The sequence below is a fragment of the Acinetobacter pengchengensis genome, from assembly GCF_982235305.1.
On the sequence record NZ_CEVATJ010000001.1, the window covers coordinates 1460327 to 1474314 of the forward strand.

General features: G+C 39.3%; 17 protein-coding genes. 12 read left to right on the forward strand and 5 right to left on the reverse strand.

All coding sequences use genetic code 11. The features are described from left to right. Nucleotides 1–65 precede the first annotated feature (65 nt). The 3 genes from AC0T5Z_RS07175 to AC0T5Z_RS07185 all read left to right on the forward strand — a co-directional run bounded on the left by AC0T5Z_RS07175 (nucleotide 66) and on the right by AC0T5Z_RS07185 (nucleotide 2211). The gene (locus tag AC0T5Z_RS07175; RefSeq protein ID WP_291341573.1) at nucleotides 66–335 is read left to right on the forward strand and encodes a YARHG domain-containing protein; all 270 of its coding nucleotides are present in this window, start codon (nucleotides 66–68) and stop codon (nucleotides 333–335) included. Nucleotides 336–374: 39 nt separating this feature from the next. Next, nucleotides 375–788 (forward strand): HIT family protein, encoded by a 414-nt coding sequence (locus AC0T5Z_RS07180; protein ID WP_435337393.1) that lies wholly within the window; start codon nucleotides 375–377, stop codon nucleotides 786–788. A gap of 358 nt (nucleotides 789–1146) precedes the next feature. After that, entirely contained in the window at nucleotides 1147–2211 is a 1065-nt protein-coding gene (locus AC0T5Z_RS07185; RefSeq protein WP_435337392.1) for a porin, read from the forward strand. A 135-nt stretch (nucleotides 2212–2346) separates the two neighbouring features. Here the strand turns inward: AC0T5Z_RS07185 and AC0T5Z_RS07190 are convergent, their stop codons facing one another. Further along, on the reverse strand, nucleotides 2347–2949 hold the full coding sequence (locus AC0T5Z_RS07190) for a YidB family protein (protein WP_435337391.1): 603 nt from the start codon (nucleotides 2947–2949) through the stop codon (nucleotides 2347–2349). A gap of 140 nt (nucleotides 2950–3089) precedes the next feature. After that, nucleotides 3090–3584, reverse strand: a complete 495-nt coding sequence (locus AC0T5Z_RS07195) for a DUF6231 family protein (protein ID WP_234113584.1) — start codon at nucleotides 3582–3584, stop codon at nucleotides 3090–3092. Between the two features lie 34 nt (nucleotides 3585–3618). On the opposite strand from AC0T5Z_RS07195, the gene AC0T5Z_RS07200 reads away from it, so the two are divergent. Next, on the forward strand, nucleotides 3619–4491 hold the full coding sequence (locus AC0T5Z_RS07200) for a DUF2797 domain-containing protein (protein ID WP_435337390.1): 873 nt from the start codon (nucleotides 3619–3621) through the stop codon (nucleotides 4489–4491). 83 nt (nucleotides 4492–4574) lie between these two features. Here the strand turns inward: AC0T5Z_RS07200 and AC0T5Z_RS07205 are convergent, their stop codons facing one another. The 3 genes from AC0T5Z_RS07205 to AC0T5Z_RS07215 all read right to left on the reverse strand — a co-directional run bounded on the left by AC0T5Z_RS07205 (nucleotide 4575) and on the right by AC0T5Z_RS07215 (nucleotide 7542). Then, nucleotides 4575–6446, reverse strand: coding sequence for a SurA N-terminal domain-containing protein (locus tag AC0T5Z_RS07205; RefSeq protein WP_435337389.1), 1872 nt, complete (start codon nucleotides 6444–6446; stop codon nucleotides 4575–4577). Nucleotides 6447–6577: 131 nt separating this feature from the next. Beyond that, a complete protein-coding gene (locus AC0T5Z_RS07210; RefSeq protein WP_291341559.1) occupies nucleotides 6578–6850 on the reverse strand; it encodes an HU family DNA-binding protein in 273 nt (90 codons plus the stop codon). Nucleotides 6851–7074: 224 nt separating this feature from the next. Continuing rightward, entirely contained in the window at nucleotides 7075–7542 is a 468-nt protein-coding gene (locus tag AC0T5Z_RS07215) for a phasin family protein (RefSeq protein ID WP_435337388.1), read from the reverse strand. A 194-nt stretch (nucleotides 7543–7736) separates the two neighbouring features. Between AC0T5Z_RS07215 and AC0T5Z_RS07220 the strand changes: the two genes are divergently transcribed. The 8 genes from AC0T5Z_RS07220 to fdx all read left to right on the forward strand — a co-directional run bounded on the left by AC0T5Z_RS07220 (nucleotide 7737) and on the right by fdx (nucleotide 13924). Further along, nucleotides 7737–8384, forward strand: a complete 648-nt coding sequence (locus tag AC0T5Z_RS07220; protein WP_435337387.1) for a hypothetical protein — start codon at nucleotides 7737–7739, stop codon at nucleotides 8382–8384. Nucleotides 8385–8508: 124 nt separating this feature from the next. Next, nucleotides 8509–8982, forward strand: a complete 474-nt coding sequence (locus AC0T5Z_RS07225; RefSeq protein WP_435337386.1) for an Rrf2 family transcriptional regulator — start codon at nucleotides 8509–8511, stop codon at nucleotides 8980–8982. A 1-nt stretch (nucleotide 8983) separates the two neighbouring features. Continuing rightward, nucleotides 8984–10201 (forward strand): IscS subfamily cysteine desulfurase, encoded by a 1218-nt coding sequence (locus tag AC0T5Z_RS07230; protein WP_291341555.1) that lies wholly within the window; start codon nucleotides 8984–8986, stop codon nucleotides 10199–10201. A gap of 104 nt (nucleotides 10202–10305) precedes the next feature. Next, nucleotides 10306–10692: a Fe-S cluster assembly scaffold IscU gene (iscU, locus tag AC0T5Z_RS07235; RefSeq protein WP_004976649.1), complete on the forward strand. Its 387-nt coding sequence runs from the start codon at nucleotides 10306–10308 to the stop codon at nucleotides 10690–10692. Nucleotides 10693–10728: 36 nt separating this feature from the next. Beyond that, nucleotides 10729–11049 carry an iron-sulfur cluster assembly protein IscA gene (iscA, locus tag AC0T5Z_RS07240; RefSeq protein WP_004976650.1) on the forward strand — a complete coding sequence of 107 codons (321 nt, stop codon included), beginning with the start codon at nucleotides 10729–10731 and terminating at the stop codon, nucleotides 11047–11049. Between the two features lie 100 nt (nucleotides 11050–11149). Next, nucleotides 11150–11665 (forward strand): Fe-S protein assembly co-chaperone HscB, encoded by a 516-nt coding sequence (hscB, locus tag AC0T5Z_RS07245; RefSeq protein ID WP_291341552.1) that lies wholly within the window; start codon nucleotides 11150–11152, stop codon nucleotides 11663–11665. Nucleotides 11666–11710: 45 nt separating this feature from the next. Then, nucleotides 11711–13570: a Fe-S protein assembly chaperone HscA gene (gene hscA, locus AC0T5Z_RS07250; protein WP_291341550.1), complete on the forward strand. Its 1860-nt coding sequence runs from the start codon at nucleotides 11711–11713 to the stop codon at nucleotides 13568–13570. A gap of 15 nt (nucleotides 13571–13585) precedes the next feature. Next, nucleotides 13586–13924 (forward strand): ISC system 2Fe-2S type ferredoxin, encoded by a 339-nt coding sequence (gene fdx / locus AC0T5Z_RS07255; protein ID WP_004976656.1) that lies wholly within the window; start codon nucleotides 13586–13588, stop codon nucleotides 13922–13924. Nucleotides 13925–13988 lie beyond the last annotated feature (64 nt).

Here is a 13988-nt window from a genome sequence, read left to right on the forward strand (position 1 = left end):
ATCTATAAACCCAATAATGTGTATTAAGTGGCTAGTCACACCATCATTAAATAGAGGAAACTCTTATGAACAAGTTTAGCATTGCGATATTTGCAAGCCTTGCAACTTTAATTGGGGCAAGTTCAACTGCTTTTGCATCTGAACAAGAATGTCAAAAACTTAAAAATGACCACGATGTGATTTATGCATCAAAAGGCTTCTGCTTTAAAGATCCTGAAGCTAAAGCACGTTTTGGCAATGACAACTGTTATACAACCAAGCCAAAGTTCTCTGAAAAAGAACAACAACGTCTTGACGCAATCAAAGCACGTCAAAAAGAACTGAACTGTAAATAACCGTTCTAAAATAGCATAGGCTAAATTAAAGGAATCATAATGGCTTACGATGATCAAAATATTTTTGCAAGAATTCTACGTGACGAGCTTCCTGCAATTAAAGTGTATGAAGATGACCAAGTTCTTGCGTTTATGGACATCATGCCACAAGCCGATGGTCACACTCTCGTGATTCCTAAGACACCTGCAGTAACCTTATTGGATTTACCTGCAGATGCAGCAGCTTATACTATTCAAATTGTTCAAAAAATTGCGAAAGCCATTGAAAAAGGCTTAGGTGTGGATGGTATTGTGCTCATGCAGCTGTCTGGTACAAGTGCTGGACAAACTGTACCGCATGTTCATTTCCATTTAATTCCAACTTCAGTTCACGAACTTGGAAAGCATGCTGCACAAATGGGCGATCAGGAAAAAATCCTAGCACAGGCCGAAAAAATAAAAGCAGCGCTTTAAAATATTTCCAAAACTGTATTATAAAAATGAATGGAGCACTCGCTCCATTTTTTTCGCATCATGTTTAATTTCCCGATTAACCACAGCATTGATGACAATAATATGTCACTCCCCTTGCAATTAAGTTATTCATTTCATAAATTTTTTCTAAATTTAAAAAACCTGTTCACTTAAAATTTGCGATTAAAGGTAAGTTTTTGATCTAATTTGTTCTTTTTTAATAATTTTGAAATATTTCCTTAATATTACTGTCGCATTTGTAAGGAATACTTAGCACCAATAGAGAGCAGCGGTAGATCAACCCTACTTCTGAACAATGTTTAGGACTAAAAAACAATAGTCTGTATTGGAGCTACACATGAAAAAAACGCTTTGCGCATTAGCAGTTGGGGCAACCTTATTTACACCAGCACTAGCTATGGCTGCTGATGTTAAAGTTTATGGTCGTGCACACGTATCTTTAGACTATCTTGATGATGGAAAAGACTACAACGAAGTTGGTCTTTCTTCTAACTCATCACGTTTAGGCTTCAAAGCTGAACAAAAATTAGAAAATGGCATGACTGTTTTTGGTCAAGTTGAGCAAGAAATTAACTTTGCTAGTGGCTCTAAAAATGGTGATGATTTAGAGTTTGCTACTCGTGATACCTTTGTTGGTTTAAAAGGTGACTTTGGTCAAGTGCGTGCTGGTCGTTTTGACAGCCCATTTAAAGCAGCACGTGGTCCAGTCAACTTCTTTGGTGACCAAGTTGGTGACATCCGCAACGTAACACGCGTAGGCAACTTACGCTTTGATGAGCGCAATGAAAACACTATTGAATATAAAACACCTAAATTTGGTGGTGGCTTTAATGTAATTGGTGCATTATCTCTACATGAAGATAATAGTCCATCAGCTGATGATTCTAAAAAGCAAGATAATAAAGACAAAGATAAAGCATATGATCTTGCTTTAACCTACAAAGAAGGTAAGGTAGATTTTGCAGCTGCTTATGAACATTATGAAGAAGATGCGGATAAAAAAGAGCGTGATGGTTTCCGTATCGCTGCAGCTTATAAAATCACACCTGAGTTTAATTTAGGTGCGCTATATCAATATCTAACACATGATGATGATAAAGCAAACCCAGATGCACAAGTCTTTGGTGTGGCAGCTGACTATAAAGTTGCACCTAAAACTTATGTACGTGGTCAAGTCTTCCACCGTGACGTAGATGCAACTGACGCAAATGCAACTTTATTAGCACTAGGTGTAGAACATCGTTTAGATAAAGCTGTACGTGTTTACGCAAACCTTGCTACTGTATTAAATGACAAAGAATCATCACTAACACCATGGAAAGAAGGACGTTCTAATAACGTTGATGGTTTTAAAGGTGAAGATGCTCTAGGTCTTTCTCTAGGTTTCCGTTACGACTTCTAAGTCTGAACTAAAACTTTAAATATAAAAAACACGCTTCGGCGTGTTTTTTAATTGCAACAACCTATGGGCAAATAAAAGCCAGCAAATATGCTGGCTTTGTTTATCTACATAAATTTTACAAAGATAATTTTTGTATTAACGCTTTAAAAAGCCAGATACTAAATTCATCACCTGTTGAATATCATCATTGGCTTCTTGTTTACTGGTTTGCTCACCTTGCGGTGTCAATGAGTCAATAATTTGTGGTAAGACTGTAGAAATCGCACTATAAATGTCTTGCTTCGGAGCCTGAGTTTGCTGTGCAACCTGTTCTACATCGGCATCATCAAATAAACTTTGTACTTGTTCAGCACCTACATGTGCATTTTCACCTGGGCCTGTAGACACCCAGTCATCCACCTGACTGGTTAAGCCTTGTCCTTTTAGTTTATCCAAAGCACCTTGTAAACCACCCTGTTTTTGAATCCATGCCAACACCAAAGGCAAGACTGCAATCAATAAACTTTGTGTACCTGAAGCACCTGTAGCAGAACGCTGTTGTTGCCCACCCAACTGACCAAGCACCGAACCAAGAATTCCACCCAAGCCACCTTGCGCAGATTGTTGGTTATTACCACCAAGTTGCCCCAAAACCGAACCTAAAATACCGCCCAAACCACCTTGAGATTGATTAGATTGCTGATTGGCACCCAGTGCCTGCCTTGCTAAAATTTCAACAATATTGCTTAAATTGGTCATTTTATTTTCCTCATCATGCCCTTATGACAGCATACGAAGTTTTGACTGAATTTCGCGCTTGAAATTGTTAAATTTTGCAATACCCTAAATTTATGTTAAGCATTTAACATTATTATGTTTTTGTTAGTTTAATCCTGCACTTACCAACGGAATTTATCCCAATTTTCAGGATTTGCCCAAAACTTTGAGTTAAACCAATCAGGTACGTGCTTATAAGTCAAAATATTAAATTGCCATAAGCATAAATGATGCTCCTCAAAGCGATGTTCAATCAATTGCGTAAAACCAAGCGCTCTAAGCAATTGCTCATCTTGACGCGTAGCAACCACCACAATACGCTTTGCAAATAAGTCACGTAGCTTCACCAAAATTTGCGAGGTGTGTTGCGACGTCTGCGAAGCAAAATCTGAAGCATCCAAAAATACAACTGCCAAATCAAAACGTTGGGTAAAAGGCAGATTTAAAAATGCCAATGCGCTAAAATACTGCCATTGGATAGTTGGCTGCTCATCAGCCGCTTGATTGTTATGCTTCGGGCTTGCTTCAATATTTTGCCCTATACACAATGCAGTCGAAATTGGCTGTTGTTGAGATAAATCATCAATCAATGCTTGAATTAAACGCATTTCAGCCATCACTGCATTCCTTCATTTTTGAGAGAGTATTCTTATGGAACTACAAGGCATTTGCCATAAAATGCACGCAGGTCTTAAGGACCATAGTGTAACTGATGAACATGTACAAAAGGCAAATGTTGAATATAAATTTATTCTAGACCGTTCAGAAATTGACCTACCCTTTCAGCTTGGGCAAGAACTTGAACTGGAATGGACTAGCAATATTTATTGTGTTTCTTGTGGCGTAAAAACCCCAAAATCCTATTCGCAAGGGCATTGCTTTAAGTGTTTTAAAACTAAAGCATCTTGCGATATGTGCATTATGAAACCTGAAACTTGTCACTATCATTTAGGTACCTGTCGTGAAGATAGTTTTGCTCAAGAAGTCTGCTTTCAACCACATATTGTCTATTTAGCTAATTCCAGTGCTTTAAAAGTGGGGATTACACGTCTAGGACAAATGCCAACACGTTGGCTTGATCAGGGCGCAACCCAAGCCTTGCCAATTATGAAAGTTGGTTCACGCCGTTTATCTGGGCAACTCGAAATCATGTTTGGTTCACAAGTGGCAGATAAAACGGACTGGCGTAAACTACTCAAAGGCGAAGCAGAACATCTAAACCTGATTGAAGTTCGGGAGCAGCTAATTGAAGAATTTGCACCTAAAATTCAGACCATTCGCGATGAATTTAGTCAAAACTTAGAATTCAATGAATCCGTTGAATTGTTAGATAAAGAGCCACCACGTGAGTTTGTTTACCCTGTAGAGCGGTATCCTGAGAAAATTAAATCACATAATTTAGATAAAACCCCAATTATTCGCGGTAAGTTACAAGGTATTAAAGGACAATATCTCATATTGGATACAGGCGTGATTAACATCCGCAAATACACAGGTTATGAGCTAAAAATTCGCGCAGAATAAATCTTAAATCTTCTTGCCTAATCTTTTATATGCACCAAAAAAAACCAGCAAATTTGCTGGTTTTTTTGTAGATACACAATCAATTATTTGATTTTCGCTTTGGATTTCAAATATTGCGTATAGTCATCCAACTCTTGTTGAGCACGCAATTGTTGATACAACTGCGCCAACTCTTTCAGTTGCTCAGGCGTTAAAGCATTCGATGTAGTATCGTTTACATTTGAGACAGCCACAACAACCAATTCATTTGGTAAAGATGCTGTTGTCACTGACCACATGCCTTGCTTAGGTGCAGGTACACTAAATGCAGCACGTTCAATTTCACGCTTTAACAAACCATCTGCACGGGTGAATGTGCCTGCATTTTCAAAACGAATTTGGTTTTTCGCCAAAACGGTCGCTGCAGGTTGAGTTTTAAATGCATCCAATGCGGCTTGAATATCTTTTTTCGCTGCATCAAAGGCTTTTTTCTCAATCAGTTTAGCTTTTACGCGTGGTGTTGCTTCTTCTAAAGTTTGCACACCTGCAGCATGGTAATTACGCACTTTAACCCATACCACATCGCCATTGGCTAAAGTAATGTTACTCGATGCGTTGCGATCGCCATTTTTCACATCATCATTAAACAATTTAACTTTGACAGGAGGCTGGCTTAAAACAGGATGCTGCGCCGCTAAAGTTAAACCATTAACAGATTCAACTTTGGCCGTTTTCACTTCTTCTGCCACCACATCTAAAGTATCACTGCTCACCACCAATTCATTTAAGCTGTTGATAGTATCGGTATAGGCATTTTCAATTTTGGCTTTTTGCAATTCTGCCGTTAAACGTGCTTTTTGAGTTTCAAACGTAGGAATTTGAACCGTAGCACCTTCTGTTTGAATCACATGATAACCATATTGAGTTTTAATAGGCTGTGATACTTCACCAGATTTTAAGCTACCCACGGCTTTGTCAAAAGTATCGCCAAATACGCCTGCTTCATAACCTGCAACCTCACCGCCTTTGGCTTTAGACTCAGGATCATCCGAATACTTTTGCGCAACTGCAGCAAAACTTTTACCTTGCTTAATTTCAGCAGCGGCTTGCTCTGCAAGTTTTTTAGCTGCGGCATCATCACGCGCATCGGTAGTGATTAAAATATGTTTCACTGTCGGTACAGCAGCACCTTTTTGAGTTTCGACAAACTTTTGATACGCTTGTTGTAACTCTGCTTCAGTGACAGCCGTATTTGCAGGTGCAATATTGGCTGGAGTTACCACAATGTAATCAACATCAACGCTGGCAACCCGTTTAAAGGCATTAGCGTGCTGTTCATAATACGCCGCAATTTCTTGCGCATTTGTGGTGATATTTTTCTTGTAATCATCTAACTTAATACTAGATAAATGCAAAGTACGTTGCTGGGTTTGCAAGTTGGCAATTTGCTGAATATCAGATGGACTAACTAAAGCATAATCGGTAAAGATAGCACTGAACATTTTTAATGCATGGTCTTGACGTAAGTTTGCTACAAGCGCCTGATTGGTCATGCCTACAGATTGCAGATAGTTTGCATACAAGCTTTCAGAAAACTTGCCATCCTGTTGGAAGTTTGGTTGCTGCGCAATCATTTGTTCGATTTGTGCATCGCTCAAAGAAATCCCTAATTTCTCAGCTTGTTGTAATAACAAGGTGCGTGCAACCAAAGTATCTTTGGCTTTGTTTTGAATATAATTTTGATTCAATAGTGTTTCATCGCCATTGGTATAGGCCAAGTATTGTTCTTTCAGGGAATTGGTCAGATTATCTAGTTCTCGTTTTGAAATTTGCTGACCATTGACCGTTTGTACAGTGTCCTCAGACTGACCTCCACTAAAATATCCTTCAATACCTACAAGCGCTAAAGGGGTCAAAAACAAGACGAGCAAAACTTTGCCCAACCAACCCTTAATAACTTTACGAAAAGATTCCATAAGTATTCCAATATTTTATTTGTGCGAGATTTTAACTGAAAACCCTCAACGAATGAATGCGTTGAAGCCGTTTATTGACATTATTAATAAAAAACGCGCCAATTGGCGCGCTTTCTTGGCATTTTAAAAGATTATGCTACTGAATCTTTTAAACCTTTACCCGCTTTAAAGCTTGGTACTTTGCTTGCTTTAATTTCAAGCGCAGCACCTGTTTGTGGATTACGACCCGTGCGAGCAGCGCGCTCTTTCACATTAAATGTACCAAAACCAACGAGGGTTACAGTATCACCCGCTTTAAGCGCTTCAGTAATAGAAGCAATTGTAGCGTCTAAAGCCTTACCAGCATCAGTCTTAGACAATCCCCCTTTCTCTGCAATTGCATCGATTAATTCTGATTTATTCATGAAAATTACGTCCTCTTAATATCGTTTATTTAAGGTCCAGAGATTTAATTTAAATTACCGTAACGCCTTTATAGCAATGCTTTGAGGGTAAAAGCAATACTCCCTACATGCTTTTATGCAAAATAAATGGTAAAAACGATGGAACCATTAGAAAGTGTTGCATTTTGCCCTAAAATACCTGATGTATAATAAAGCAGCATCTTTTAAGTACAATTTGTAGGGAATTAATTTTTCGCAACAGCTTCTTTTAATTGTTTATTTTCTTCAATCAAAGCATCAACTTTGGTATGCAATTGGAGTACTAATTGCTCCAAATGTTGCAAGTCTTTTGCTGTCACTAAGCCAATTCTATTTAAAGAATGATTCACGCTATGGTCAATTAAACGCTCAACTTTATCTTTAGTGTCAATAACCGACTCTTTGGCTTTTTCAGACACCTTTTCAACTGTTTGATCGGCAATTTCTGTGGTTTTAAATTCTAATTCCTCTCCCACCTTGACCAGAGAGTCAAACAATTTATTGCCTTCTTCTTCTGCACGTGAAAATGCACCTAAACCCGCCAACCAAATTTGCTTGGTATATTTACGAAAGTCGAGTGATGATTTACGTCCTGAACGTAATTTATCTTTATTTTTCAATGTGGTTTCTTGCTCAACCAAATGCTCTTCTACGCTATCCGTCATTTTTTCCATGAACCTCTCCTGCTTATTTTATGCGCACATAAATGTAATAAACCTACAAAATGCTTTCATAATAGCAAATTAAATACTTGATCGTTTTGCTAAACTGTTCTACAAAGCATGATTATTCGCTGTGCTTCTATAAGACTTATTCGCTATGAAGTGCAAAACAAGGAATTCAACTTTAGATTTAGGGACTTGATTTTATGAGTGATTCGCAACAAAGACAAAGTAATCCGCATTTGTTGCTGACCATGCTCATGATTGTGTTAGAAACAATTTTTAGCTTTATTCTGAAACATGATCGTGTGGTCGCTTTGCAGGCTAAAAAATTTGTTAACCAGAAAGTCACTATTAAAATTAATAGCTATATTCCTTATTTCGATATTTACGTGGAATTCAATCCAAATGGCATCCTCTTTGACACCAAAGCACCCGAACAAGCTGTCGATTTAGATGTACGTACCACCCTCATAGATTTATTCAAAATCTTCATTTTAGGTAATCGCCGCAGTATTAAACACATGCGTATAGATGGTGACATTACCCTGAAAGATGAATTTCGTGATCTGATTTTGCATTTTAGTGCGCCCAAAGTTTTAGCCGACTGGAAACAATGGCTGAAAGAAGCACCTCAAGAACAAGAGTTGATCGCTTCTAAAAAGCGCATTGCCCCACTTCTAGACAAAATTGATGAACAACGCTCTAAAATCAACACCTTACAAGTTGAGCTGAAACAACATAAAAACCGCATACGTCGGATTGAACGCCGTCAAAAGCGCATTAACATCGCCTTTGGTGTAATAACGATATTATTAATTACGTTATTAGTGTATAATTTATGGGTCATTTAAACGCATTGAAATATCAAATAAAAACAGCGTAAATCCTCGCGCACAATATCACAATAAAATACTTGACTATTTTAGTCGGGATTCATAGAATACCCATATCTAGTCTAATCATGTGTATCGAATCATGCGCTTAACAACTCGCGGTCGCTACGCAGTGACTGCTCTACTTGATTTAGCTTTGCAGCCAACTGAACAAACGATCACGCTTGCTGAAATTGCAGCCCGTCAAACTATTTCTGTTGCTTATCTTGAGCAGTTATTCGCAAAACTTAAGCGCCACGGCTTAGTGTCTAGTGTTCGCGGTGCTAACGGTGGCTACCATTTAGCACGTAGTGCAAATGAAATCACTGTGCTAGAAATCATTGAAGCCGTAAACGAAACTGTTGATGCAACGCGTTGCGACCATAAAGGCAACTGTCAAAATGGTGCAATGTGCTTGACTCACGACTTATGGCAGGAACTCTCCCATCATATTGCCGACTATCTCGCTAAAATCTCACTTGCTGACTTAATTGCGCGTGACAACGTACAAACTGTTGCCATCCGCCAGAACACAGCACCGTTTGATTCAGCTCTTTTATCGGTTACAGGTATTTGACATGAAACGTCCAATTTATCTTGACTACGCAGCAACCACTCCTGTAGATCCTCAAGTTGCAGAACGCATGATGGAGTGCCTGACTTTTGATGGGACTTTCGGTAATGCCGCTTCTCGTTCGCACGCTTATGGCTGGCAAGCAGAAGAAAAAGTTGAATATGCTCGTGAGCAAGTTGCAAACTTAATCAAAGCAGACCCACGTGAAATCGTATGGACTTCTGGTGCAACAGAATCGGATAACCTTGCACTGAAAGGCGTAGCACAATTCTATGCGTCTAAAGGTAAACACATTATCACCTCTAAAATTGAGCACAAAGCCATTTTAGATACGTGCCGTGAGCTTGAATCTGAAGGTTTTGAAATCACCTACTTAGACCCACAACCACAAACAGGTTTAATTACACCTGAAATGGTCGAAGCGGCAATTCGTCCAGACACCATTTTAGTGTCGTTGATGATGGTAAATAACGAAATTGGTACGATTACCGATGTTGCTGCAATTGGTGAAATCACCCGTGCTAAAAAAATCTTCTTCCATGTCGATGCTGCCCAAGCTGCTGGTAAAGTAGAAATTGATTTATCCACCTTAAAAGTAGATTTAATGAGCTTCTCTGCACACAAAATCTACGGTCCTAAAGGTATTGGTGCACTATTTGTACGTCGTAGTCCACGTGTACGTTTAAAAGCGCAAATGCATGGTGGTGGTCATGAGCGTGGCATGCGTTCAGGCACACTAGCAACCCACCAAATTGTAGGTATGGGTGAAGCATTTGAACTTGCAGGCAAAAACTTGGCTTCTGAGCAAGCCCGTTTACGTGTATTACGTGACAAACTTTGGAATGGCTTGAACAGCATGGAACAAGTATTCCTGAATGGTCATCCAACGCTAAACGTTGCTAACTACTTAAATGTCAGCTTCAACTTTGTTGAAGGTGAATCCTTAATGATGTCTCTTAAAGATGCTGCGGTATCTTCAGGTTCTGCATGTACTTCAGCAACCTTAGAGCCATCTTATGTATTACGTGCATTAGGGCTTTCAGACGAACTTGCACACAGCTCAATTCGTTTTAGTTTTGGTAAATACACCACTGAAGAAGATATTGATCATGTCCTAACTGTGACTAAAGCCGCAGTTGAAAAGTTACGTGAACTTTCACCGCTTTGGGATATGTATAAAGAAGGGATTGACCTTTCTAAAGTCGAATGGACTGAACACTAATTCATCCCAAATCTAATGGCTTTGACAGGAAGCCATTAGATTGATAAAGGTAATTTCACCCCCATATTTATATTAAGGCTGACCCCGAGGTTTGGAGAAGCGACATGGCTTATAGCGATAAAGTAATTGATCATTACGAAAACCCTCGTAATGTTGGCGTTTTAGACAAAAATGCTGAAAACGTTGGTACAGGTATGGTGGGCGCACCTGCATGTGGAGATGTAATGCGTCTGCAAATTCAAGTCAATGACGAAGGCGTGATTGAAGAAGCACGTTTCAAAACTTATGGTTGTGGTTCGGCCATTGCCTCAAGTTCTTTGGTTACTGAATGGCTTAAAGGTAAAACTTTAGATGAAGCACAAGCCATCAAAAACATTGATATTGCAACCGAACTTGCACTTCCACCTGTGAAAGTACACTGTTCTGTATTGGCAGAAGATGCTATTAAAGCTGCTGTAGAAGACTATCGCAGCAAAAAGACCAAAGCTTAATTTACTAAGTTTTGTGGAAAAATAAACGGAGTTTTCATGATCAATTTAACTGAAAATGCTGCAACTCATATCAGCAATTACTTAAAGAATCGCGGTAAGGGTCAAGGTATTCGCGTTGGTGTGAAAACTTCAGGCTGTTCTGGTTTGGCTTATGTACTCGAATTTGTAGATGAAGTCGATACGCATGATCAAATGTTTGAACAGTTTGGTGTTAAAGTTTTCGTTGATCCGAAAAGCCTGGTTTACCTTGATGGCATGGAAATGGACTATGTCAAAAATGGTTTAAACGAAGGTTTCGAGTTTAACAACCCCAATAAAAAAGGTGAATGTGGCTGCGGTGAATCGTTCACGGTATAACAGCCGCTTCCCTCTTTTTAGTTTAAAACAGTGTACAATACACTGTTTTAATTGTATTTATTCAGCCAATTTTGCACACTAATCGCGGATTCCATCTCCCATGAATCATTTTGAGTTGTTTAATCTTCCTGTTGAACTCGATATTGATTTTGCTACTTTAAAAGCTGAATTTTTAAAGCTACAGCAGCAATATCACCCCGACAAAGCCGAAGACAAAGATCAGGCATTGATTAAATCTAGTCAAATTAATCAGGCATTTAAACAACTTTCTGCGGTAGATAGTCGTGCTGCATATTTACTCTCATTGAAAAAGCAAGATTATCATCTCGATCAATCCATTCATGATTTTGAATTTTTACAAGACGCCTTGGAAATTCGTGAGCAATTGGATGATGCCAGTTGTGCCGATGACTTACAGTCTTTGAAAGTTGAAGTACAACAATGGGTTGATGGTTTAGTCCGTGAATTTAAAATTGACTATGCCGAAGAAGATTGGGCAGAAGCACGTGACACTGTGCGTAAATTGCGCTTTTTCACAAAAATCATGGCTGACATAGACAAAGCTGAAGATCGTTTCCTAGATGATGACAGTTTTGATTTAGACGATGATTTTTAATTTTAGTTTGTATTTTAATATTTAACGGGCAAAGGATTTTACATAATGGCGCTCTTGCAAATTGCAGAACCAGGTCAATCAAGTGCACCGCATGAACATCGCATTGCGATTGGCATCGACTTAGGCACCACGCATTCATTGGTTGCCACAGTTCTTTCTGGTAAAGCCAAAGTCTTGCATGATGAGCAAGGTCGCGTGCTACTGCCGTCTATCGTCCATTATGCAGCGCAAAATACACATTATGGCAATGCAGCTGCGCCATTTATCACTACAGACCCTAAAAACACGATTGTTTCAGTCAAGCGTTTTATGGGTCGCTCTAAAGCGGACATCAAGTTTCAACATCCATACACTTTGGTGGGTGAAGACAATCAAATGCCTGCGTTTGAGACAGCTCAAGGTCGCAAAACACCTGTTGAAATTTCTGCAGAATTACTTAAACAACTTAAAGACCGTGCTGAAGCCAGCCTACAAAACCCTGTAAATGGTGCAGTGATTACTGTACCTGCATATTTTGATGAGGCGCAACGTCAAGCTACACGTGATGCTGCCGAGCTTGCAGGTTTAAACGTATTGCGTTTATTAAACGAACCGACTGCGGCAGCTGTAGCTTACGGTTTAGATCAAGACACCAACTTAGCACAAGACCGTAACTATGTGATTTACGACTTGGGCGGTGGTACTTTTGACGTTTCTATTTTACGTTTCTCTCAAGGTGTTTTTGAAGTTTTAGCTACAGGCGGTCACACTGCTTTAGGTGGTGATGACTTAGATCGCCTGATTGTAAAATGGGCAAAAAAACAGCTGAATATTAAAAGCTTGGATGATGCAGAATATGCACACTTTATCGTGTCTGCACGTAAAGCCAAAGAAGCGCTCAGCAATGCAGAAAGTGTTGAATTAAAACTTTTAGAACATACGCTGCATTTAGACCGCACAAATTTTGAAAGTATTATTCAGGTTGCATTAGATAAAACTATTAGTGTGTGCAAACGTGTATTACGTGATGCCAAACTTGACCTAGATGATATCCAAAATGTGGTTTTAGTCGGTGGTTCAACACGCTCTTATGCTGTACAAAAAGCTGTCCGTGAAGTATTTCATCAAGAACCATTATGCACAATTAACCCAGACGAAGTGGTTGCAATTGGTGCGTCAATTACCGCTAATCAACTGATTGGTAATAGTAAAGATGGCTCATTGCTCTTAGATGTTACCCCACTGTCTTTAGGTTTAGAAACCATGGGCGGTTTGGTGGAACGTTTAATTTCACGCAATACTGCAATTCCTGTGGCACGTCGCCAAGAATTTACCACTTATCAAGATGGTCAAACTGCCATGCTCATTCATGTGGTACAAGGTGAACGTGATTTGGTAGAACATTGCCGTAGCCTAGGTCGTTTTGTACTGTATGGTATTCCACCAATGACTGCGGGTCAGGCGCGTATCGAAGTAACCTTCCAAGTCGATGCCGATGGCCTACTTAGTGTTTCAGCCAAAGAAACCACTTCTGGTGTGACTGCAAATATCGACATCAAACCATCTTATGGTTTATCTGAAGCAGATACCGAGCGTTTGCTGCTAGATGGTTTTAAATATGCAGAAGAAGACAAGCAATTGCGTCATTTGCATGAAACAAAAGTTGAAGCGCAACGTGAACTTGAAGCTTTACAACAAGCTTTAAAGGTAGATGCTCAACTTTTAAGCTCAGAACAGTTGCAAGCTTTGAATACTGCCAAAGCGCAGTTAGAAGCCGAATTGACTGGGCAAGACATTAAAGCCATTGAACAGGCTGTTGAACAGCTTAAAATACACAGTGATGCTTTTGCTGCGCTTCGTATGAATCAACATATTGATGCAGCACTTAAAGGCACTAAACTCGATGACTGGTCGAACTCAAACTAATTTAAGGTAAAGATTATGCCACGTATTAAAGTACTTCCACATGCGCAATTCTGCCCAGAAGGTGCTGAGTTTGAAGTCGAACAAAATGCCAACTTATGCGAAAGCTTACTTGAAAATGGCATTAAAATTGAACATGCTTGCGATATGTCTTGTGCATGTACGACCTGTCACGTTGTGGTTCGTAAAGGCTTTGACAGCCTAGAAGAAATGGATGACGTGGAAGCCGACTTATTAGACCGTGCTTGGGGCTTAGAGCCTGATTCACGCTTATCTTGTCAGGTTAAAGTGGTCAATGAAGACTTAGAAGTTGAAATTCCAAAGTACACCATTAACCATGCTTCAGAAAATCATTAATCAGAAAATGATACTAAATCTAAAATACTGCGCTACGGCGCAGTTTTTTCATAACTTCGGATTT

Bases quoted from the DNA above. Each gene is read 5' to 3' on its own strand.
- AC0T5Z_RS07175 (WP_291341573.1), top strand. From the start codon at position 66: ATGAACAAGTTTAGCATTGCGATATTTGCAAGCCTTGCAACTTTAATT.
- AC0T5Z_RS07180 (WP_435337393.1), top strand. From the start codon at position 375: ATGGCTTACGATGATCAAAATATTTTTGCAAGAATTCTACGTGACGAG.
- AC0T5Z_RS07185 (WP_435337392.1), top strand. From the start codon at position 1,147: ATGAAAAAAACGCTTTGCGCATTAGCAGTTGGGGCAACCTTATTTACA.
- AC0T5Z_RS07190 (WP_435337391.1), bottom strand. From the start codon at position 2,949: ATGACCAATTTAAGCAATATTGTTGAAATTTTAGCAAGGCAGGCACTG.
- AC0T5Z_RS07195 (WP_234113584.1), bottom strand. From the start codon at position 3,584: ATGGCTGAAATGCGTTTAATTCAAGCATTGATTGATGATTTATCTCAA.
- AC0T5Z_RS07200 (WP_435337390.1), top strand. From the start codon at position 3,619: ATGGAACTACAAGGCATTTGCCATAAAATGCACGCAGGTCTTAAGGAC.
- AC0T5Z_RS07205 (WP_435337389.1), bottom strand. From the start codon at position 6,446: ATGGAATCTTTTCGTAAAGTTATTAAGGGTTGGTTGGGCAAAGTTTTG.
- AC0T5Z_RS07210 (WP_291341559.1), bottom strand. From the start codon at position 6,850: ATGAATAAATCAGAATTAATCGATGCAATTGCAGAGAAAGGGGGATTG.
- AC0T5Z_RS07215 (WP_435337388.1), bottom strand. From the start codon at position 7,542: ATGGAAAAAATGACGGATAGCGTAGAAGAGCATTTGGTTGAGCAAGAA.
- AC0T5Z_RS07220 (WP_435337387.1), top strand. From the start codon at position 7,737: ATGAGTGATTCGCAACAAAGACAAAGTAATCCGCATTTGTTGCTGACC.
- AC0T5Z_RS07225 (WP_435337386.1), top strand. From the start codon at position 8,509: ATGCGCTTAACAACTCGCGGTCGCTACGCAGTGACTGCTCTACTTGAT.
- AC0T5Z_RS07230 (WP_291341555.1), top strand. From the start codon at position 8,984: ATGAAACGTCCAATTTATCTTGACTACGCAGCAACCACTCCTGTAGAT.
- iscU (WP_004976649.1), top strand. From the start codon at position 10,306: ATGGCTTATAGCGATAAAGTAATTGATCATTACGAAAACCCTCGTAAT.
- iscA (WP_004976650.1), top strand. From the start codon at position 10,729: ATGATCAATTTAACTGAAAATGCTGCAACTCATATCAGCAATTACTTA.
- hscB (WP_291341552.1), top strand. From the start codon at position 11,150: ATGAATCATTTTGAGTTGTTTAATCTTCCTGTTGAACTCGATATTGAT.
- hscA (WP_291341550.1), top strand. From the start codon at position 11,711: ATGGCGCTCTTGCAAATTGCAGAACCAGGTCAATCAAGTGCACCGCAT.
- fdx (WP_004976656.1), top strand. From the start codon at position 13,586: ATGCCACGTATTAAAGTACTTCCACATGCGCAATTCTGCCCAGAAGGT.